32 protein-coding genes and 1 tRNA gene are annotated in these 20,781 nt (G+C 38.9%); 31 read left to right on the top strand and 2 right to left on the bottom strand.

Annotated features, from left to right (window positions below):
* Positions 1-819: 819 nt before the first annotated feature.
* The 26 genes from HMPREF9469_RS04615 to HMPREF9469_RS04490 all read left to right on the top strand — a co-directional run bounded on the left by HMPREF9469_RS04615 (position 820) and on the right by HMPREF9469_RS04490 (position 16,949).
* Positions 820-1,677 (top strand): hypothetical protein, encoded by an 858-nt coding sequence (locus HMPREF9469_RS04615; protein WP_007859666.1) that lies wholly within the window; start codon positions 820-822, stop codon positions 1,675-1,677.
* Between the two features lie 656 nt (positions 1,678-2,333).
* On the top strand, positions 2,334-2,531 hold the full coding sequence (locus tag HMPREF9469_RS04605; protein ID WP_007859663.1) for a hypothetical protein: 198 nt from the start codon (positions 2,334-2,336) through the stop codon (positions 2,529-2,531).
* A 333-nt stretch (positions 2,532-2,864) separates the two neighbouring features.
* Positions 2,865-3,155, top strand: a complete 291-nt coding sequence (locus HMPREF9469_RS04600) for a hypothetical protein (RefSeq protein WP_157140256.1) — start codon at positions 2,865-2,867, stop codon at positions 3,153-3,155.
* 518 nt (positions 3,156-3,673) lie between these two features.
* The gene (locus HMPREF9469_RS04590) at positions 3,674-4,609 is read left to right on the top strand and encodes a hypothetical protein (RefSeq protein ID WP_007859660.1); all 936 of its coding nucleotides are present in this window, start codon (positions 3,674-3,676) and stop codon (positions 4,607-4,609) included.
* 533 nt (positions 4,610-5,142) lie between these two features.
* On the top strand, positions 5,143-5,421 hold the full coding sequence (locus tag HMPREF9469_RS04585; RefSeq protein WP_007859659.1) for an SRPBCC family protein: 279 nt from the start codon (positions 5,143-5,145) through the stop codon (positions 5,419-5,421).
* Between the two features lie 37 nt (positions 5,422-5,458).
* Positions 5,459-7,621, top strand: a complete 2,163-nt coding sequence (locus HMPREF9469_RS04580; RefSeq protein WP_007859655.1) for a hypothetical protein — start codon at positions 5,459-5,461, stop codon at positions 7,619-7,621.
* Between the two features lie 13 nt (positions 7,622-7,634).
* Entirely contained in the window at positions 7,635-8,666 is a 1,032-nt protein-coding gene (locus HMPREF9469_RS04575; RefSeq protein WP_007859651.1) for a hypothetical protein, read from the top strand.
* A gap of 20 nt (positions 8,667-8,686) precedes the next feature.
* Complete coding sequence (locus HMPREF9469_RS34020; RefSeq protein WP_007859648.1) at positions 8,687-9,313, top strand: GP88 family protein; 627 nt, start codon at positions 8,687-8,689, stop codon at positions 9,311-9,313.
* A gap of 125 nt (positions 9,314-9,438) precedes the next feature.
* Positions 9,439-10,008: an HNH endonuclease gene (locus HMPREF9469_RS31785; protein WP_007859647.1), complete on the top strand. Its 570-nt coding sequence runs from the start codon at positions 9,439-9,441 to the stop codon at positions 10,006-10,008.
* A gap of 111 nt (positions 10,009-10,119) precedes the next feature.
* The gene (locus HMPREF9469_RS04560; RefSeq protein ID WP_007859646.1) at positions 10,120-10,650 is read left to right on the top strand and encodes a DUF551 domain-containing protein; all 531 of its coding nucleotides are present in this window, start codon (positions 10,120-10,122) and stop codon (positions 10,648-10,650) included.
* A 175-nt stretch (positions 10,651-10,825) separates the two neighbouring features.
* Positions 10,826-11,353 carry a GNAT family N-acetyltransferase gene (locus HMPREF9469_RS04555; RefSeq protein WP_007859645.1) on the top strand — a complete coding sequence of 176 codons (528 nt, stop codon included), beginning with the start codon at positions 10,826-10,828 and terminating at the stop codon, positions 11,351-11,353.
* A 369-nt stretch (positions 11,354-11,722) separates the two neighbouring features.
* Entirely contained in the window at positions 11,723-11,914 is a 192-nt protein-coding gene (locus HMPREF9469_RS04550) for a hypothetical protein (protein WP_007859644.1), read from the top strand.
* Between the two features lie 210 nt (positions 11,915-12,124).
* Complete coding sequence (locus tag HMPREF9469_RS04545; protein ID WP_007859642.1) at positions 12,125-12,334, top strand: hypothetical protein; 210 nt, start codon at positions 12,125-12,127, stop codon at positions 12,332-12,334.
* A gap of 377 nt (positions 12,335-12,711) precedes the next feature.
* Positions 12,712-13,233 (top strand): hypothetical protein, encoded by a 522-nt coding sequence (locus HMPREF9469_RS32780; protein ID WP_242827895.1) that lies wholly within the window; start codon positions 12,712-12,714, stop codon positions 13,231-13,233.
* 19 nt (positions 13,234-13,252) lie between these two features.
* Positions 13,253-13,344: transfer RNA gene (locus tag HMPREF9469_RS31910), tRNA-OTHER, on the top strand.
* Between the two features lie 118 nt (positions 13,345-13,462).
* The gene (locus HMPREF9469_RS33315) at positions 13,463-13,597 is read left to right on the top strand and encodes a hypothetical protein (protein WP_007859629.1); all 135 of its coding nucleotides are present in this window, start codon (positions 13,463-13,465) and stop codon (positions 13,595-13,597) included.
* Between the two features lie 15 nt (positions 13,598-13,612).
* Positions 13,613-13,840 (top strand): hypothetical protein, encoded by a 228-nt coding sequence (locus tag HMPREF9469_RS04535; protein WP_007859627.1) that lies wholly within the window; start codon positions 13,613-13,615, stop codon positions 13,838-13,840.
* A gap of 18 nt (positions 13,841-13,858) precedes the next feature.
* A complete protein-coding gene (locus tag HMPREF9469_RS04530; RefSeq protein ID WP_007859621.1) occupies positions 13,859-14,059 on the top strand; it encodes a hypothetical protein in 201 nt (66 codons plus the stop codon).
* A gap of 39 nt (positions 14,060-14,098) precedes the next feature.
* Complete coding sequence (locus HMPREF9469_RS04525) at positions 14,099-14,518, top strand: YopX family protein (protein WP_007859620.1); 420 nt, start codon at positions 14,099-14,101, stop codon at positions 14,516-14,518.
* 19 nt (positions 14,519-14,537) lie between these two features.
* Positions 14,538-14,927: a hypothetical protein gene (locus HMPREF9469_RS04520; protein WP_007859619.1), complete on the top strand. Its 390-nt coding sequence runs from the start codon at positions 14,538-14,540 to the stop codon at positions 14,925-14,927.
* Between the two features lie 31 nt (positions 14,928-14,958).
* Complete coding sequence (locus HMPREF9469_RS04515; protein ID WP_007859618.1) at positions 14,959-15,327, top strand: hypothetical protein; 369 nt, start codon at positions 14,959-14,961, stop codon at positions 15,325-15,327.
* Between the two features lie 23 nt (positions 15,328-15,350).
* Positions 15,351-15,611, top strand: a complete 261-nt coding sequence (locus tag HMPREF9469_RS04510; protein WP_007859615.1) for a hypothetical protein — start codon at positions 15,351-15,353, stop codon at positions 15,609-15,611.
* Between the two features lie 65 nt (positions 15,612-15,676).
* Positions 15,677-16,015 (top strand): hypothetical protein, encoded by a 339-nt coding sequence (locus HMPREF9469_RS04505; protein WP_007859613.1) that lies wholly within the window; start codon positions 15,677-15,679, stop codon positions 16,013-16,015.
* A 55-nt stretch (positions 16,016-16,070) separates the two neighbouring features.
* Entirely contained in the window at positions 16,071-16,253 is a 183-nt protein-coding gene (locus HMPREF9469_RS04500) for a hypothetical protein (protein WP_007859607.1), read from the top strand.
* A 208-nt stretch (positions 16,254-16,461) separates the two neighbouring features.
* Entirely contained in the window at positions 16,462-16,653 is a 192-nt protein-coding gene (locus HMPREF9469_RS04495) for a hypothetical protein (RefSeq protein ID WP_007859605.1), read from the top strand.
* A 56-nt stretch (positions 16,654-16,709) separates the two neighbouring features.
* Positions 16,710-16,949 (top strand): hypothetical protein, encoded by a 240-nt coding sequence (locus HMPREF9469_RS04490; RefSeq protein ID WP_007859604.1) that lies wholly within the window; start codon positions 16,710-16,712, stop codon positions 16,947-16,949.
* Between the two features lie 68 nt (positions 16,950-17,017).
* Here the strand turns inward: HMPREF9469_RS04490 and HMPREF9469_RS04485 are convergent, their stop codons facing one another.
* Positions 17,018-17,806 carry an ion transporter gene (locus tag HMPREF9469_RS04485; RefSeq protein ID WP_007859603.1) on the bottom strand — a complete coding sequence of 263 codons (789 nt, stop codon included), beginning with the start codon at positions 17,804-17,806 and terminating at the stop codon, positions 17,018-17,020.
* Between the two features lie 249 nt (positions 17,807-18,055).
* Between HMPREF9469_RS04485 and HMPREF9469_RS33310 the strand changes: the two genes are divergently transcribed.
* The 5 genes from HMPREF9469_RS33310 to HMPREF9469_RS04460 all read left to right on the top strand — a co-directional run bounded on the left by HMPREF9469_RS33310 (position 18,056) and on the right by HMPREF9469_RS04460 (position 20,384).
* Positions 18,056-18,190 (top strand): hypothetical protein, encoded by a 135-nt coding sequence (locus tag HMPREF9469_RS33310; protein WP_007859600.1) that lies wholly within the window; start codon positions 18,056-18,058, stop codon positions 18,188-18,190.
* A gap of 8 nt (positions 18,191-18,198) precedes the next feature.
* Entirely contained in the window at positions 18,199-18,732 is a 534-nt protein-coding gene (locus HMPREF9469_RS04480) for a hypothetical protein (RefSeq protein WP_007859598.1), read from the top strand.
* Between the two features lie 106 nt (positions 18,733-18,838).
* On the top strand, positions 18,839-19,069 hold the full coding sequence (locus HMPREF9469_RS04475; RefSeq protein WP_007859591.1) for a DpnD/PcfM family protein: 231 nt from the start codon (positions 18,839-18,841) through the stop codon (positions 19,067-19,069).
* A 490-nt stretch (positions 19,070-19,559) separates the two neighbouring features.
* Complete coding sequence (locus tag HMPREF9469_RS04465) at positions 19,560-19,820, top strand: DUF6809 family protein (RefSeq protein ID WP_007859587.1); 261 nt, start codon at positions 19,560-19,562, stop codon at positions 19,818-19,820.
* Between the two features lie 330 nt (positions 19,821-20,150).
* Complete coding sequence (locus HMPREF9469_RS04460) at positions 20,151-20,384, top strand: hypothetical protein (protein WP_007859584.1); 234 nt, start codon at positions 20,151-20,153, stop codon at positions 20,382-20,384.
* A 129-nt stretch (positions 20,385-20,513) separates the two neighbouring features.
* Here the strand turns inward: HMPREF9469_RS04460 and HMPREF9469_RS04455 are convergent.
* Positions 20,514-20,781, bottom strand: a 268-nt coding sequence (locus HMPREF9469_RS04455) for a transposase (RefSeq protein WP_007859583.1), incomplete at its 5' end; no start/stop codon positions are given.

The raw sequence follows: 20,781 nt of genomic DNA, 5'->3' as shown, positions 1-20,781 counted from the left end.
AATAAATGCTTCGTTTTTTCTGTAATACTATATATATTATAACACTTGAAAAGCAATATGTCAATAAGTATTACTTATAAAGTATTCCCGATCTCATATCGATAACGTTCTTATTTTTCTTGGCCAATCGCTATAACCGCACTGTATAATATGCATTTTTATTGCATAAATATGATTTTCTGCGGTAAAAATATACATTCCCTTATAAGGTTTAAATAGGGGCCTAACCCTGGTATCGGATCTTGAATCGGCTGGATTAGGCCTTTTTTGATGAAAAATGGCGGTATTTTGGGTCAGTTCGGAAGGAGGACAGCTATGGAGGTATCAGTGATAAAAACGATTTTTTTAGGTTTTAATACGCCCCCTAGTCCGCTTTTATTTATGTGAAAAATATACATTTTCCCCATAAAACATACGGTTTTCCGGAAAAATATTAACGTGGTGGAATTGTTTTCGCGTATTGTGTATTATTAAGATGTCAGCAGGGAGGAGGGGCTGACGGTGACTATCGTAAATTTTAAGAACTGGATGCATATTTATTCATCCACCTGCACCATGACATAATTGCATTCCAAAACACAGTGTGTGCCCACGGCAACACCTCCGCAGTGCGCTAAGCGGCTACGGGGTACAGTGAAACGGCGTGCATCCATACGGCGAAATCCGCGAACTATTGCGAAAGTAGGCGCGGTTATGGGGGCAACCTCATAGTTTGATTTACTCGTGCCCGTCCTAGTGTGTAGGACTATCCTATGCAGTATGTGGGGCATGATGACAAAGAATTTTATAGCGGGAAAACCGCAGAGAGGAAGGAACAATATGAAAAAGGACATTACACTGAAACTGAATTTTAAGAACGAGGAAGCAAGGCAGATTTTTGAGAACGGCGTAGAACATTGGGCACTGGAATACCAGATAAGCAAGGTAAAGCTTGCCATTACATCCATCTTAACGATCGTTGACCGTGATGGAAACAAGGTTACTCGCAGCGAGGAGGAGTTAACCGAAGAGGAAAAAGCACTTGTCTCAAGTTATAGTGAGACTAAATGCATTCTTAAGGAAAAACAGGGTGAGATAGTGTTTAATCCTGAGGACGTGACCGGGAAAGACCTGCACATTATAAAGACCATAGCAAGGTTTTCCATTCCAGGCGTGGGATATATGGCACCGCGTAAAGGCGTTGACGGGGTGGATTACGCCCCGGCTTATATCCGGCTGGAAAATGCTGTACATAACTTTAATTGCTATCTAGCAACCTGTGATACGGAGGGGGACGGCAACTTTATACTTGACGAGTATACAAAGGACGCTTTTAAAGAGTTACGGACTGCGATTGCGGTGTATCTGAATGATAATTTCGGCATAAGGGAGGAGGGGACGCTTTTCAAGTCCAATCTTTTCCTTCCCATAAAATGGCATTGTAGCGCCACTTTAACATGGACGGTCAGCAGACTTTACAATAGCGTGCTGAGAGTTGATAAAGACGGGGGCAAGGTTGTTCGTAAGGATAATAAGGCCGGATTCAAGAAATTAGCAGTGGTCTTTGGGTATGCTATGATTACGGGACAAAGTATTGATCAGACCAGGGAGGAGATAATTGCGGAGGAGAAAAAGGCGGAGAAGGTCGGCATGAATAAATCTAAGAATGAATTACTCAATCAGTCTGAGACGGCTTGAGTATAGTTCAGGGGGCGGACGCAATCTGTCTGCCCCTGGGGAGTGTATTTAAGCACAAAAATACAAGGAGGTAGTGCCATGAAACAATGTCGTTTTACAGGTGATTTCTGCACTTGCATATATGACAGGAAAGTCCCTAAGGGGGCTTGTTACGGGGAATATAGGGTGGATAGTGGGCGTATACCATATGTCTGTGATGACTACAGATTACGCCATGGCAAACTGACCGTTCACATTGTCAGTGATGACAAGGCCGCCCCTGTCATACAGCGTTATAGCAAAGGATCTTTGCGCTCATACCTTTACGGCAAAAATATTTGGTTCGACATTGAGATTCCACAGACCCATTGCCTTGCAAAAATGATATTGGAAAAGAGAAGGATTTTTCATCTGTCTGTAGAACAATTGCCGGATTCCAATCAGATGTACAAAAAAATGCGTAGACCTTTGCTTACGAGGTCATGGACGAAGGCGTCACGCTTAAAGGTTCGGAGGACCCCTGAAAGGGGGATAAACGCAATTCCGCAATGCCGGGGAAATGGGACGCGGTTCGAGGCATCAACGAATCATGATTCAATCTGGAAATAGAATTTTTGCAAGGGGCACTTGCCAGGGGATAACCCTGGCTTTTTTTGTGCCTGGAAATGGAGGAGGAAATGAGGATTAAAACCTTAGCGGCCATATCATGCTTTTTTACATTTGGATTTTTTGTGGGTATGGCTGTGCCGGAAAACACCAGCTATGCAAATGCTCCAGACTATCTGGACATACGGACAGTTATAGACTTTAACGCCACAGAAGCCGGGCTTATGTTATACACGGAAGATGGTTTCGGCTGGTATTGGGAACGATAGTCGCGAATCAGGAATGCCGGGGAATCACAGGGTTAATTTGCCTTTAACAGAATGCCTGGGCAAATGTCAGGGAAGGCGCTGGACGGCAACTGATTCAATAATAGAGGGGGAATGCAGAAAAGCGAATAGCACAGTTGGATAGAATGGCACAGTCAGGAGAGCAGAAAACAGGATAGTTCTGCTCTTTTATGATGTGCTGTGAAACAAAAAATCACCCACACAATCCAAAAGGAAGGGAGGGAGATTTGATGGTTACGAAACACTTTTGTTTTGGCCATGGCGTAGTCAAGGCGGGGTAAGCACAATATCCCTGCCATGCAGAAAGGAAATATTATGTTGACGAGTAGAAAGATAAAGGCACATATGAGAAAGCTGGATCCGGGTTTTGAATGCCATGTACAACCGATCAGAATAAACGGAACCGTCAGAGGAGCAAGTGGTTTCATCCTTAATGCAGGTAATGGAAAAATCATGTACATAAACACGGAAAGCAGCTGCTATGGTCCATTAAGAGATAAGGTCCTGTACCGCGAAGCTAGGTCATTGACCGATTATGTTGGCGGAAGGAATCAATGGGCGGGAGAGGATGAGGTTTTAGGATTAATACATGATGCGCTGAGCTAAAGGCGCTTTAGCTAATACCAATATAGAAGGAGACAAGGAAAATGACTAAGTTTGAGCAGGTAGGGGTTAATTATCAGATGCAATGTACTTCCGCACAGGAAGCAATGAGCAGCTTTAAACATAGCTGTGATATATGTTGCTGCAGAGGGATAAACATAAAATGTGATTATTGCACTATAGCGTCAGTACATAAGATGGTTGTTGCGTCACTGGAACCGGTACGGAAGGTCCCAACGGATTGATCATAAGGCAAATGAAAGACCGGTGATAGGTTCATATTGCCATTAGATAACCTCGGCTCCCTGGATCTCCCTTTGGGTATGCCCTGACTATACATCAAATACCTTCGGGCGAAGGGAAAGTAAATGTAAGGTGAAAGTCCGGTATAAGCATGAATATACGGAAACGCAAAGCGTGCCAGGAATAAGGGTCTTAGGAACGGAGAAGGGAAATTTCTATGTGTGTTGATTGGTGTTACATATACAAAAAGCAGAGAAAAATAAATGGAGGGATATAGTATGGTAAAAAGGATTTATGAAATAGCAGAGGAGTATTTTAACAGGGTCGGAAACCATGAAAGGATGAATGATCTGCTGGCAAATGTTGATGTAATGGTAACGGAAGATGGACGAGATATTTTAGGGACAGCTAAAGTTCCGCTTACAATGCTAAACTTTCCCAGATATCAAGTCGATAGAATCCATTTTCTGAATGAAGATAAAATTCTCTCCTTAAGCCAGAACTTTGATCTAAGAAAGGCTGGATATATAGATATCATACCAAATCCTCAGAAAGGGAGTTTTGATGTGTGTGAGGGGATGGGCAGGGTAATAGCTGCACAGATGTGTGGGCGTGAATATGTCCTGGCAAATGTCCATTTAAGTGTGGGAGATGATGAGATAGAGAGATACGGAGCGGAGCTTTTCCGCGGACAGTATGACGAGGTACGCCCAATGAAGGCAATACACCAGCATACGGCAGCCCTTGTTCTGAATGATCCTATTGTATCCGTAGTTGATACGCTGTCAAGGAAGTATGGTGTTTTGATAAGTCCAACAACAAAGGAGAGGAGAGACGGAAAGGTATATCTCAAATCCTATCTGGATGCCTTAGACATTGTAAAAACGAATGGGCCGAAAGGGTTGGAATTTGCGTTCAAGGTGATTCACCATGCTGGCTGGGATATGGAAACCTTTGGTTATTCCACCTATACCATGAGAACAATGAAATACATTTTCCAGGCATATGGGGAAGAACGTAAGATAGTTAATATATTTGGAACCTTGCTAAGGGAAAGTTCGCCCACGGCATTTAAAGAGCGGGCTCATTTGGCCTATCCAAATCGGAATTATAGGGTTGCATGTGTGCTGTATGCTGATGATCTGCTGAAAGAGCGTTTTGGGAGCCGTAACAGATTTGCCTATGTTGATAACAAAATTTCAATTGTGGCGTAAAAAGGAGAACGAATGTTTGGAAAAAACATTGACATATAACTTTAAAAGTGATATAACTAAAAAGACATGAGATATATGTCTATTTTCAAATCTGAAACACATGGTTTCTATGTGACAACTCCCACAAATTTTATTGATATGAAACGGACCAGGTATAGAGAGGTCTAGGAGGTTATCAGAAAGAACTTAATGAAAAAGACCGTAGTCAGTTATGGTGGAATAGTTTATCTGGCCAACAGAAAAATATCATTAAAGAGATCCCTAATTTTGATGTGAAAATTTTTGAAGAAATTACAGGGATCAAGGTGAAATAAAAGTATGCGGGGAGATATTGTGATTGGAAAAAAGGTATTTACCAAAACATTGAATGGAAGGGGGCAGAGGGATGTGGACAAATATTGGAATCCAATGAATAGGGCTTTAGGCTCAAAGCATCTGATGTCATCATACCAATAGGTTGGATTATCTGGAAATTAACATATCTAATTATTCGTGACAATCGTCACAACTTTTTCAAAAGGAGATAACTGAATATGGCAAATAAGATCCTAAGGTTTTTGGCGTTGGGTGTGGTTTTTGTTGCCCAAATTGGGACTTTGACTACGAAAACTTTTGCTGCCGAGCCTATTTTGAGCCTCAGCATTGAATGCGGAACTGCTTATGATTGGGGCTCAATCATTGTCCTGGATAATGGAGAGGCTGTAGAAATCAGTGACCCGCCAGAGTTACCTGACGGCACAAGAGTTGTTGTTAAATTTGCTGATTTTGAAATCAACAAAAATGTGGTTATAGATGTAATGGAACTAAATTAGAGCTCATTGGATGTATTGACGAAAGGTGGAAAAAATTATGTATGAAAAATATGCTGTAGGAAATTTATATAGAGGAGATGAATGCAGTCTTAGATCAGACCATGGAACACTTTTGAGGTTGATTGATGAAGAGGTAGATTGTGATGGACAGGTATCCGTTGAGATTATAGCTAGTCGATTTGGCAAAAATCTTGGTTACATAGATACGGTCGATATTCGCAGGATTCATCCAATATCAGAGGAGGAGTTTTTCAGTATTTACCCCAATGCGGAGAAAGTGCCGGGATATGATGATTTGTCAAAGAATGTACCTCTCCCCTGCGGCGATCATGCATATATGAAGGAGATTGTTGCAGGAGAAAAATTTGTATTGACTGAGGAACGGAGGGATGAGCTGCTCGAGGAGATGATGGCACTTCTCAATGAATACGAGTATCATCCAACTATTAGTGGATGCAATAAAATATTGGATGAATGGGCAGAAAAAAAAGGAGATCTAATTCTTTTGATATCGAGGCATCCTAATTACAATGGGAAATATCAAATAGCCTTTGACGAGGATTATAATAGAATATGCGACAGTAAAATATTAGAAGACTTTAGTGGGTACATCCGCAGATGGTCTCAGAATATTAGAAAGAAATACATGATTGGTTGCCATAGCTATCAAGAGTCCGTTGATATCAGAGATCGAATGTATAAAATTATTAGCGCCTACAATACTATAAGAGCTCATGGAGGGCTATATCTGAAGGACTACTACCTTGAGTGTGTTAAAAATCATAGTTTCTTTACAGAAAAAGTCAATAAATTTGAAGAAGCCAATCGGGCGCATTTATGTGGCTGGTCTGGTTGCCCCAGTGAGTTATATACATCAGAATCTTTAGGTTTATTGAGCAAAGTAAGAGATTTTTCTCTACAATTAATGAACTATAAAGATCAGTTTATAGATGTGTTTATGGCCGATGTTATAAATGCAATATCCCCCACATTGAAGGCTGTTGCAGGACAAAAAACATCAAGAATTGTAAATAAATTTTGCCACTTTATTGGTATCGACAAGGATCCGGAATATCAGAGAAGGTTCGCGCAATATTCAGACGCAATAAATCCACTTAAAATCACAAGACATACAATACTTAGCTGCCACCCAATAGATTATTTTACTATGTCTTTTGGGAATAGTTGGGCTAGTTGCCATACTATTGATAAGGAGAACAAGCGCGGTATGGAACATGCTTATGAGGGCTGCTATTCAGGTGGGACACTATCATATATGCTTGATGGTACAAGTATGGTATTCTACACGGTCGATAGTTCTTATACGGGAGATCAATTAGAATTAGAGCCCAAAATCAACAGGAATATGTTCCATTTGGGTGAAGATAAGATTGTGCAGGGACGTATTTATCCGCAAGCGACAGATGGAGAAAACTCTTTCTATCAAGAAGTACGTGAAATAGTTCAAAAAGTCATATCTGACTGTATGAATCGACCAAACATTTGGGTAAACAAGAAAGGACCCTCGGAATGTAATAACGTAATAGATACTTATGGGGTGCACTATACGGACTACTTGTATTTTAAAGATTGCAATGTCAGTTACCTTAAAAACGCTGACGGAGGGGTAAATATCAAAAGAATAAGCGTTGGACATGCCCCAATCTGTCCCCGCTGTGGAAGAGAACATATGGAAGAAAAAACAATTGAGTGTGATCAGTGTTTTGCCAGAGAAATCTGCTGTGAATGTGAAGAGGAAAATAATACCGATGATATGCATTATATTGATGGCGAGTGGTACTGCGAAAATTGTTGCTTCTATTGTAGTTATCATAGTGAGTGGGAAATTGGCAGTGGCAATCACATAGTTGGATATGGAAACGTATGTGACAACGCACTAGATGAGCCGGAATTTCGTGAATGTGATTCCTGCGGTGCCTTTTATTATATATATGGTGATTCAGTCGAGACAGAGGACGGTCGGAGTTACTGTAATTCGAGTTGCGCTTATCTTGATGGGTACCGCATGGTAGAGAGCGGAGAGTGGTATCCACAGAATGAAGTTCATCATTGTGAGCATTGCGAATCTTTAGTACATGACTCCGCCTGGAATAGTGACCATGATTGTTGCGATGATTGTGTGGATGATATTCTTGAAGAAAACGAAGATGAAGCGGGAATAAATAGCCCTGCTGCCTGAGGAAGGAAATAGCATGAGCAAAAGTGGGAAAACAAAAGGAAAACTATACAAAAACGAAAATGGCATTGGGATAAATTTTTCCATAGTGCCAGATTTTATAAAACTTTGTAAAATGACACAGGTGCAACTTAAAGAGTTTCTTCCGAGAGCATTGATTGCTGCTGGTTATACGGATATCGCAGTCGGTGATGGGTTCATATACGCAAAGGGGACAATTCCTGTTCTTCTTACCGCCCATATGGATACTGTGCATAAATCGACAGTGTATAATTTCTATGAACAAATTATTGAGGGGCAACATATTATTAGTTCACCCCAAGGAATAGGGGGCGATGACAGGTGTGGTATCTATATAATTCTAAAAATCGTGGAAGAGTATAAATGCTCCGTTCTTTTCTGCGAGGACGAAGAAATCGGTGGAGTTGGAAGTGGGAAATTTTGTGATACAGATCTCTTATATGAGTTAAACTCGCTGCATTATTTGATTGAACTTGACCGGGCACACGCAAATGATGCGGTATTCTATGAGTGCGATAATCCGGAGTTTACAGAATTCATCATAAAAGAAACGGGATTTAAGGAGTGCTATGGTACCTTTTCTGATATTAGCATTATAGCTCCCCAATGTGGCATAGCTGCTGTTAATTTGAGCTGTGGATATTATTATGCACATACAGTAAAAGAAGAAGTGGTAGTCGAAGAAATGCTGAATACGATAGAGGTGGTCAAGCGGCTTCTTCTTGTTGAAAGCAAACAGTATGAATACATAGAAAGATCCTATGGTGTTTGGCATGATTACGAACGATCATATGGAGGTGGATATAAATGCGGTGTAGAAGACTGGTTTGATGATATGGATACATATTCCTATAGAAAAGGATCTAAAAAAGAAAAAGTTGTTTATTTACTGGTTTATGTTAATGACGGAGGATGTGAATCTGAGTATTGCGTTAATTCATCTTCGGCCGAGAGCGCCTGGGGAAAGTTTTTTTTAGAAAACGGAAATATTTGTTTTAATGATGTATATGACTATGAAATCTTTTAATTATACCGGGGAGGTTAAGCATGAAAAGTGATAAACTTGTTTATCCGAGAATATCCACGGGAATCTCAAAATTGGGAGCCAGCATTGCAAGTGTTAATCTTCCTGTGGGTGAGACCTGTAGGAGGGATGCTCCCTGTAATCGTAAATGCTACGCTTTACGAGGGAATTTTGCATTTGATCGTGTGAAGGAAAGTTTAAGAAAAAACTTAATGGCCTACCAAGATAATCCGCAGGGGTATTTCAATGTGATTGATTCGGTATTAACCATGGTCCCGTACAAGTATTTCAGATGGCATTCAAGCGGTGATATACCTGATCAGCAGTATTTAGAGTTGATGTGCAAATTGGCACGGAAACATAGGTTTACCAGATTCCTTTGTTTCACTAAGAAATATGAATTGGTCAATGAGTATTTGGACAGGCGAAGGAAACCGTCAAATTTGATTTTGGTCTTTAGTAATTGGGGGAGATGGAGATGTGAGAATCCGCATAATCTCCCCACTTCCTGGGTCCGACTGAACGATTCAGAATGTGAGATACCTGATGATGCGATTGAATGCACTGGCTACTGCGGCAAATGCGTGACAACAGAGAACTCTTGCTGGAGTTTGAAACCCGGGCAGTCGGTCTGGTTTAAGAAACACTAGAGGAAATAGAGTGGGTGGTAAAACCGAGGGTGTACAGACAGATCATGCTAGTCTGACGCTGTGGAATCAATGTCATGATATTGATGATGTGAATGAAGACTTGGCTTCATAGCCAGGGGAAAGGAATGAAGAAAGGTAGATTCTTGAATTATGTGATCACAAATGGCACGCAGTATATGTCCTATAGTACTGGGGGGAAAATTAATAAGACAAGCAGTAAGCGAAAGGCACAACAGTTTTCAAGTTCTGAAGAAGCAAGGGCCGTGCTGAATAAAGCAACCAGAAAATTAAAAAATTTCTATATCATGTCATTGAATGAAGATGCTGCGATGGATATAAGAACGATGTCAAAAAGAAGGCGATTCGAGCCAGCTGAAAGAAAAGTCATTTATGCAAAATCAAAAGGTCGCTGCGTTTTATGTGGGAGATTCATGGGGGTTGATGAATTTACAGTCGATCATATTATTCCCTTATCAAAGGGCGGAACTAATGATTTAGATAACTTGCAAGCAACCTGCAGGGTCTGTAATAGTATTAAGCAGGATATCCTTCCGCGGGATTTCATGGAAAAGATTTCTGAGATATTTTTATATCAAATGAGAATCCGATTTAATATTGACACATGGAAACATTTATGCTTCTTACATAGGAGATATGTATCAAAAAAAATAAGGGCGGTAATGAAATTATTTTGAAAATATAGCTTACAAAGTAAAGGATAGCTGTAATGGAATTGTGGGGATGCCTACCCAGGGAGTATTGGAGTATACATCAGAAAGCAAAGATTTAGTAGAGGAAGGAGCAGAATGAGACTAACGCAGAAAGACGATCAAGGCAACTGGAGTCTGCGAGGCGTGAAATGGGAGCAGCTACATGTTGGGCAGACAATCACTCAGGAGGTATCCGAGAAGCTGTACGGTGCCCTCTGGAAGCTGATGGAGTATGAGGGTACCGATCAGATTGAGGAACTGAATAACTTTGAAAAACCCCGGACCGCGCACTGTTTGGCAGCGTTTCAGGAGGAGCAGTGGAAACAACGGTGGATTTCGGTGATGGAGCGGCTGCCACAAAAAGAGGTTAGGGTTCTCGTTACGATTATGCATCATAAATGGATTGCAGATCCCAGACATAGAGATCAATGCACGCATCCCGAATGGTTGGAGACATGTGAGGCGAGATATATCGATGAAAAAGAGTGGGAATATGCAGACCAGGAATGCGAATATGAGATGACATCAGCATTTTCGGCCTTAGGAGATTTGAATCATATCTTCTACCCAATAGACGAAGTGTTAGCCTGGATGCCTTTACCGGAGCCATTTAAGGGGGCAGAGTGAGACGGTTAAGATTGATAGAGATGGTTGTCCCAGAGATAGTTGCATATATGGGACAATTAAGTTTACAAAATCGATATTGAAAGTGTAAATGAACCTTGACAAGTTTATATTGATAGTTAGTATATTCGGGTGTATATTGTAAATAGAAAATGGTATTTGTGGAGGATGATAAATTATGGCGTTAAGATTAGTAAAGGCAAGTGCTCAGTATGAAAATTTAATAGTAAATATGCTGGAAGAATGGATTGATTATAATAATAACCATGCATCTGCCAATCATTCTCCTTGGGCAATTTTCAGAAATGACTACCACAATTTTACATCCTACATTTCAAATCTAGATTGTAAGAAAGCTGGAGAAGGAATGGTTCCAGATTCAACATTTTTTTGTTTGGATAACGAAAGAAATATTATTGTTGGTGCTGTGAATATTCGCCACTATTTAAATGATTATTTACTACAATTTGGGGGTCATATCGGTGATGGAATTCGACCATCGGAAAGAAGAAAAGGATATGCCACAAAAATGATTGCATTAGCATTAGAAGAATGCAAAATACTTGGAATTCATAAGGTTCTAATGGTATGCGACAAGGATAATATCGGCTCAGCAAAATCCATTCAAAACAATGGTGGAATCTTGGAAAATGAGATTCAAAATCAAGGGAAAACAGAGCAAAGATATTGGATTGATATAGATTGATAATTTCCGGTTGTAATAATCGTTACGGTGATATGCTGTCGTACAAAATCCAGTTTTAATAATATGTAAATAGGGAACCGCTAACTTAAATATGGAGTTAGTGGTTTTTTATTATGTAATATTGTAGTTTAGTAGGAGAAGCGTTGAAAGAAATTTTAAATGTATTGATGACGTTCAGTCTTAATGAAAAGCAACGGATAGAAGAATATGTAGGACACAGTATTGAGGACGATGAAGAAATGAGTATGACAATATGGAACCTTATAGAAGAGTGTTTGGGATCGTCAGATGTGTAAAGAATACAGGGATCACCATAAAATAAGTTGAATCAAGAGATAAAATCAGGATTCGATAAGGAGGAAACTAACAATGGTAACAGATGAAATGATGGATGCTATTGATAAGTTAATAGAGATATGTAGTGATGAAGAACAGGCGAAAGGGATGAAATCCGTTCGAGAAATGCTTGCAGATTTTGATGAAGCTGGCTGGTTATGTACTAAAAGGTCATCGGATTGTTATAAGTGGCTTGAAGGGTATTTGTCTTGTGAAAGGAAATAGAATCGCTATTTTTAAAAGGAGAAAACTATGGATTTTTATAACTGTCCTTATGTTGTAGTTATTCCATTTCGTAACGGGAACGAATATGACGAAGCTTATAGATGTGCAGTGACAAGGAAAAGTTGTCAGGGATGTATTTGTAAATTATCAACAGAAGAGTGCGAACGGTTAATTCGTGAGCAGAAGAATTAAAATTTGGAGGAACTTAGTATGAAGGATACTAATATATACAAGATTTCAGACATACAAAAAGCGCATAAATGTAGTTATTCGGAAGCTTTCAAGGCAAGACGGTTATTATTTTTTATTTCTGATAATGCACTTGAATTGGAAGAAATATTAAGAAAAGATGAGCAAGAAGCGCTGTTGAAATTTTGTATAGAATACGCAAAAAAGGATAAGGTTACACAACAAAACTGATATTTTGAGGACTAAGAAAGGAGCCGTTCCCCGGCCGGGAAAGTGTACACGGAACCTTTTGAGACATGAAAATATTAAGTTGTGGAGCGGGAATGCAAAGTACTGCATTGGCCCTAATGGCTTGCGAAAATGTACGGCATCCCGGGAGGTACCCGATTGTACCAGTTTATGATCTAGTGGTCTTTTGCGATCTTGGAAAAGAGCCACCTTGGGTTATAGATCAGGTAAGGTTTGTACAGACTGCCTGTGAGGATGCCGGAATAAGATTTGAGGTTCTAACGTCACCATTATATCAAGATTATTTGCGGGATTTCGGTAACAGGCGTGTCGTGTCTATCCCATTCTGGACATTGGATCTGGACGGAAAAAAGGGCAAAATGATGCGTAACTGCACAATGGATTATAAGATTGGTCTGATCCAGAAGTATGTACGATGGAATCTGCTGGGATACCGAAAGGGACAGAGAACAAGGCCGGAGGATCTAAAAGCCCATGAGATGCACATTGGATTTTCTGCCGAGGAGAAACAGCGCTGCAAAGAAAATCCGCACAAGATGTTTGTGAATTATTTTCCGCTGGTCGAGATGGGGTTGGAACGTAAAGACAACTATGCATACATACGAGATGTGTGGGGGCTGGAAACAAGGGCCAGCGCATGTACATTTTGCCCATTTCATCGGAATTACTTTTTTGAATATCTGCGGAATAATCATACAGATCAGTACTGCGAACTGGTTGAATTTGACCGTATGTTAGAGTGTGAGCAGCCAAACACGCAGATACGGAGCAAGCTTTATATTTCCCGATCACGCAAACGGATCGAGGATTTGATGCCGAAGGAGTGCCAAGATGCAGAATGTTTCCGATATCATGATCAGAAAATATGGAACGGATTTTAACTGTGAAATTAGGATTTAGGCGGGTAGTAGTCCAAGTTGGCAGGACAACAGCGCCAGATATTAAATGTCGGTGTTGTACGGCGCTGGTTCGATTCCAGCCTACCTGCACCAATTAAAATTTAAGGAGAAGTTATGAGAAGATTAAAACAATTTTTGTGCGGAATATTTGGACATGGGGAAAGCTGGCATATAATTCCAATAAACAGAACTGAAATTTTGGAGGAAGATCATGGAAAAACAATATACAGTCAAAATGACAATAACAGTTGATGATGAGATTGCCGGAAAATATACATTGTCAGAGGTTGTTTTTGAAGCCCTAGAAGACGCACCATTTCAGGTTGATTGTATTCAGGTAGATTAATAATTTGGAGGCTATATGAAAGAGCGATACACAAAAAAGCAATTAGAGGAGTTGTATCATTGTACGATTTTTAAAGATACCGGTTTTGATGATTCCCATCAGTTCTGGACGGCTCACGGAACTCCTATAGAACCATATGACGAACCGATTTTTGAATATGCTGATGGGTGGACGCTGGATGAATTGCACGTAAATATAAGGGGAGAGATACTTCTTCCCTTCATGACGGGAACGGAAAATTAGGATTTGAGGAGGTCAACAATGAAGGAATGTAAGTATGCGGAAGATACCGAACGTGGAACATATTGCAGTGCTTCAGGTTGTGGGTGTGATGATCCATATGTTGCAATTTGTGATATTGCAGCAAGAACAGATTTTATGCGTGAAAATGGTTTGGAAGAAGATGATATGCGCGGATCTCTGATTGGAATAGATGCTGTGGGTAATCCGATTTATAACTGAAAATTAGGATTTAACCAATTAAGCGAAAGGGGCTATAAAGTGAGAGAAATATTGTTTAAGGCAAAGGGTCGTGATAATGGCGAATGGGTGGAAGGGTATTATGTACTCTATCGTAAATGTCATTATATACTTCCAATATATAATGATGATGTATTTTATAGATTTGAAAATTGGCCATTTTACGGATATGACGAATGGATTGAGATAGAACCGTCCACCATCTGCCAGTGTACCGGATTAACTGATAAAAACGGTTTAAAGATATGGGAAGGTGACATTGTCGAATGTGTCTATGATGGACAAGTCAATGTTAGAAAGATTATTTGGGATGAATCAGAGCTGAATTTTAAGGGGACAAATGGAAAAGACGAATATGGAACAAATTATGATTATTTGTCTTGTTGTGAAGAACTTGTTATTATGGGGAATATTTATGATAGCCCTAATCTGCTAAACTGATATTTAATGAGGTAAAATAATGACAAAAAAATTGAAAGAAATGAATATCGAATTAGCATCAAATTATGCAGATGAATTAAAAATGCTTGTATATTCTTTGTGCGAAGATATTAAAGATTCTGAATCAATGACTGATGCATGGAATAAGATTGACCGTTTTTACAAGGATGCAGAGGCTATGCGAAATAAACAGAAATGTACTGGTAGCAAGTCTTTTAGTATTCTTACGGATGATGTAGATGGACATACAAAATACTTGCAAGGTATCAATTTGCCAATTATGGTAAATACGATTTGGGAAAGTGAAGATAATTGTAAGCCTAGTGAAGTAAGTGAAATGCACATTGGTTCTGTGAATGGTATTCAAACACTTCTAATTACACCAGAACACATTTCGCTGCCAATCTAAACTGATACTTTAAGAAAAAGAGAGGTGCTAAATGGTAGTCGGAAAATATATACCTGCCACAGGAAATAAAGCCGAGACAATTCAAAGGGAGTTTTATGGCCAAGGAATGATATATAAAAGTAATGAGGCATATGACAGCGGCCTTGATATAGTCTGCTATATTCCGGAGCAGTCTGATAGCAAGTACACCCACCGCGATTTTCTGGCAATGTGTAATGAGCAAGAGGAAATTGCACAGGTTGTATTTGATTCTGTGGACTGGCAGCACCCCGAAACCTATGTAGACGAACAATTCAGAGATCAGGAGTTTGCCGTATGTGAGCAGTGCCATAAGTGGTACTGGAGTTATGAGACTGAAATTTGCCCGAACTGCCTCGGGCGGGGAATTAAGGAGGATTAAATTAATGTTTAAGGAGGTAAAAAATGCAAATAGAAATTAATGAGGTGGAGTTAAAAGAGTGGGCAGTTAACCAGATTAGAAAGCGCATGGGTGACAGAATTAACACTTTGATGCGGGAATGGGACTGGAATAGTTATATGAGGGATGCTGTGGACAGGGTAGTAAGAGAAAAGGTCACGGATGAAGCGGTTAAATGCCTTATGGAAAATATAGACAAAGGCGATGTGATTAGAACTGTCAGTGACCGTATTGCAACTGAGATAACAGATAGTCTTCAAAACTGAGATTTGCCCGAACTGCCTCGGGCGGGGAATTAAGGAGGATTAAATTAGTATTTCGGAGGACAGATATGAAAGATTTTTTAGAATCAGCAAAAGCATTTTCAATCCCACATGAAGCATGGTTTGGAGAGACTTCTGCTAAGCTGTTTTCAAAGCATCCATATTTGATGATTGGATTCTACTATGAGAATGACGGCACAGAAGGCGAATTTGAAATTGTGTGGGATAGTATTGGGATACGATTAAAAGCCTATGATGATTCATGGGAGGCATTAAGCAAAATGCCTGAGTTAATAAAATTGATGGCTGAAATTGACCATAATAAAGAACAGCCATCTATAACAGAGTTTTCTGCCAGGTTGAAAAAATTGGGATATAAAGATATTACTGAGCGAGTACGTTCATAAAACTGATATCAGCAGTATTAACATTTTCCGGGGAACCAGAAGGAAAGGAAAAAATATGTCAGAATGTGTAAGAGAGATGGAAGTAGCACCATTGACATTGGAGCAGTTTGAAGTCTTAAACAAAAAGAACTATATGCTGGAAGAAGAAAATAGAAAACTGAAAAGCGATGTAAGGGAGTTGCAACAGGTAATCATAAATATGTGTCACGAGCGATATTCTCTTTATCGCCCAGATTAAAATTTTAGGAAGTGAAAATATGGATAGGATTATGAAAACGTGTTGGTGGTACATAATACTTGCACTGGTATGGCAGGGATTGGAGTTGTTAATATACCACCAGATACAGCCAAGAGTGGTTGACGACATTATGGGACTCTTGTATTTGCCCTTTATATATAAGGCAGTAGATTAGGGTTTCCGGCATGATCGGAGGAAGGATAAACACATGGATGTATTTTTAGGATTTGAATACGACATGGAATTTTACAAGATTGGTGATGAAATTGATGTAATATTCTATGATGGCACTCATTTTGATGGCACATTAGAAGACATCAGAGTGGATGATAAAGAAATCATTGTAGTTGGATTCGTCTTCAGCTTAGAAAGAGTAGAAAAAGTTATTCATCTAAACTGATATTTAGTAAATCAATCATCTGTTTGATCGATAATAATTAAAGAAGGAGTAATGTTATGAATAAAGGTTACGATATTTTTGATTTTGATGGAACTGGAATGCTGGAAATCCAGAAAGTTGATGCAGCAGGAATTTTTGAAGATGACTCAGGCGCCGTGAAGCAGGCGGTACATGATGGTATCAAAATCATTCCGGTTGAGGACCTTCCGGATAATTTTGGCAGAAGATATTTTGGCTGGATTGATACGCTAGAAAATCGAGAGGCTATAGCAAAATTTTGTAGGAAGTGCTTATGAGATATCTAGTGCTGGAATATTTGATGCAATATAAATAGTATAACAACACAAGGATCCTCTTATTCAGATTAATCTAATCGTTTGCCGCAGTAAGGGCAATAATGTTTTTTATCATCATCATGTTTATCAATCTGTTCTACAAAACCTGCAGAGATAATACCAGTTGGGACAGCAACTAGTCCAATTCCAAGAAACGCTATGATTGTACTTAAAAGTTTACCGGCTACGGTGATCGGGTAAATATCTCCGTATCCAACAGTAGTGAAAGTGGCAACAGCCCACCACATACTATCAAAGATATTGGTGAAGGCTTCCGGTTGGGCAGTATTTTCAATGTTAAACATTAAAATTGATGACAAAATAATAAGCATTACCACAACTAGCATAGAAGATATTAATTGACTAGCCTTGGCTTTGAAAACAGCTCCGACTTTATAGAGTGCGTTTGTATATCGGTTCATTTTAAATATTCGTAATAAGCGTGTTAAGCGTAACAATCTTAATGACTTTAGATTAAATGGTATTAACATTGGTAGGTAAAATGGAAGTATAGCAAGTAAATCTATTATAGCCATAAAGGAAAAGATATAACGTATACGCGCTTTTGTATTTGATTTATTTGGAAATAAAAACGGAGCGGTCCAAATTCTTAATGCGTATTCAATAGAAAAAATGATTGATGTAGAAGTATCAATTATACGGATAGTTGTCTTGAAGTTCTGAGGCAAAGAAAAAGTATCAATCATTATCGTTATTGAATTGATTATTACAAGAAGCATGATAAATAAATCAAATATCTTACTTGCAATATCACCGGTATTTGCTGACTGAATAATCTCAAATATTCTTTTTTTCATAAATGTCTCCCCCAAAATGAATTACAACTAAATTATATCACGAAACAAGAAGGAAGGCGATAAGATTAGATAGAACTGGCAAATTAAACGACACATCGGTAATTAATGGTTGAAAGGTATGGAACACAAGAATTTTGGAGGAAAAGGATAAATAGAAGAGACACCGAGGAAATAGCACGTCAAAATTTAAATAAAATGAACCAATTATGTATGGATGAGTAGCTAAGTTATTAGGAGAATATAAAAAATATGGATGTGCCAAAGATTGAAAAATCATATGAACTGCTCAGGCGAGCAGAAAGGGAGCATGATATAGAAGCAGGGGCAACACTTCGATGGGCGATTTTTAACCTGGAAAATTATCTAATTACTAAAGGGAAATAAGGAGAAGAATGATAGAAAATAAATTAGTAACGTATAAGCATTTAAGAGTAGGACAGGAAATTAAAGGGACAGAAGGTGGAGGAAGTAACAGATATTTTTCAGCAATTGTAAAATCTATTAATTCGGCCTATGTCACAGTAGAAATGTGGCGGAAGGGTGGAGATGAAGAAAAGATAGATGCCTCTCTTATGTTTCGGGTCGAAATGACCGAGGAAGAGTTTAAAGTAAAATACCATGACAAGGCAAAAGAAGTATTAAGGGCAATGCAAAATAGGTTAAATGGTGATGAATTAGGATATCATGAAATGTGCAATTCGTGGTTATATGGAACCCCATATGAAATGGCATGCTATTGTTTGAAAAATAATATGGAAGTGGTTGGACATTCAGCAGATATTATACCAAAACGGGCGATGTTTTCTGGTGATATTCTGGATGTGGGCGTATGTGCAGAATATGAAGATGGTAAGAGAGTCTGGTGTCATTACAGATCAGAAGATATCAAAAAAATGTTGAAACGTTATAAAGATTTAATTGACTAAGAACTGTTACTTAGGGGAATTCCCTATTCTTTGGACATGGCTTGACAATATTGAGATTTGCAAGAAATGTGAGAAAACAGACTGGTGGAGAAAGGATAAAAATAATATGGGAAGATATGCAGTTAGTGTAAGAGAAATATTTAAAAGGACTGTGATTGTTAACGCGGAAAATTCAGGAGATGCAATACGGAAAGTGGAGGATGCAGTTGGGCGTGATGAAATTCTTTTGGATTTAGATGATTTTGATTATAGAGAAATTGTACCATCAGATCATTGGAAAAATGGTGAGATCCCGGATGGAGAAGATGTAAGCTACTACTGGCACTTAAAAGCTTAAAACAGGTATTGAATCAGCTGATATTTCTGGATCGTAACAGTCAAGGTAGCCTAGATTAAAAAACTGGTGGTATTTTAACGAATTAATAGTATAATAGAAACAGACAGATCAGGGGGAATCATGTAGAATATTGTACTTGCTGGAGAGGATAAATATATGGACTATATAAAGTATATAAGAAATTTGAGCGATGAATATTTGCTTAAGGCCTTTAGTGAGTGTAGAGTGTACCATATTACTAAAATATTACCGGAAGATGGACATGTTAAAGAGATTTGTCGGAAGTATAATGAAATTTACAAAAAGGATGTTTCATTAGAACTTCTTATAAATGATATATATTTTGAGTTGGCACTCAGATACTACAATTCGAAATTGTGGGATTTACAGAACAATAAAGATTAAGAAGAATTGTAATGACTATAATAATAGTGGAAATTAAATGTGGTCGGCAGGGATGCCGGCCTTTTTGATGTCTGGAGGTAATGAAATGTTGAAAGAATTGTATACTGGAGAACTAAAACCGGTGGATCGCCTTGGGATTTCGGAGGAATATATGAGTTGCCGAGAACAGGCTTTCTTATTGGAACAGCAATTAAGAGAACTGCTGAATAATGAGCAACAGGAAATCCTTGATGAGGTTCTTGAGGCGCAGATGCTAATGGTGTCAGCCGCCTTACAGGAAGGATATCTTTTGGGCTTTCGAGAAGGAGCACAAATGCAGATTGAGATACTGGCGGATAATACATAAATTATAGGCTACTACCTAAAAAATGATATGGAGGTAATGGTGTGGGAAAGAAAAAATGTAAGAAGTGAGAGAGGTGATAACGTTATGACACCAAGACGAAGTTACAATGTATTATGGGGATTTATTTTATGTTGCTGTTTGTCTATATGCAATGGCGTTGGCATTCCGTTGGCCATTGCAATTTTTTGTGGGATCCTGTTATATAATAGGAGACAATCAAAAAAAGAGTTTACCAAAGCAGAACATCAGAAACATCAGAAAACAGTTTGGAGCAGTAAACAAAAAAGGTTTATCTCAATCCCCAAAAAACAGGACACCTGGGAGTGATATATGAATAAAAATAAGAGAAAGCTTCTAGCTGCCGCCAGAGACATAATTGAGCGTGCCATAGAAATCATATGTGGTGTAATGGATTCTGAATCAGAAAATTTTGATAATCTTTCTGATGGACTAAAGTGTACCGAACGTGGTGCAGCCATGGAGGAGGCCGTAGAGATACTTGACAGTTTGGTAGACAAATTAAATGAAGTTATTGCGGGTATTGATAAAATTCTAAAAATCTAAAAGGAAGCCTGCAAATAAAAAGTCAAGCTAAATTTTAAAGAACATTGAAAAATTTATACAGGTTGAAAAGTGGGTATCAAAATAAGACCGCCAGGATATGCCGGTCTAAAAACAGGTTTTACGTGTTGGTTATTCCGATGCCGGAAGAGAAGCAAGATATTCTTTCACTCGCCCATAGTAAATACGTAAAAATTTATTGGCACCTGCGGTCATGTAAACATAGTAAGGTTTACCTTGTGCGCGCTTCTTGTCCATGAATAGATAAACGGGATCATCCGGTTTGGTTTTAATTAGAACATCCATGACCTGGTACAGTGTTTTGCGTAAAGCGGGTGAGCCATGCTTGGAAACATGCACACTCTTCTGAGAATAATCCCCGGAATCGTTCACACCGGGG

This window comes from [Clostridium] citroniae WAL-17108 (assembly GCF_000233455.1).
In the GTDB taxonomy this organism is placed as follows: Bacteria; Bacillota; Clostridia; order Lachnospirales; family Lachnospiraceae; genus Enterocloster; species Enterocloster citroniae.
The sequence above is the reverse complement of the archived record's forward strand: the minus strand, read 5'-3'. Positions and strand labels throughout refer to the sequence as shown.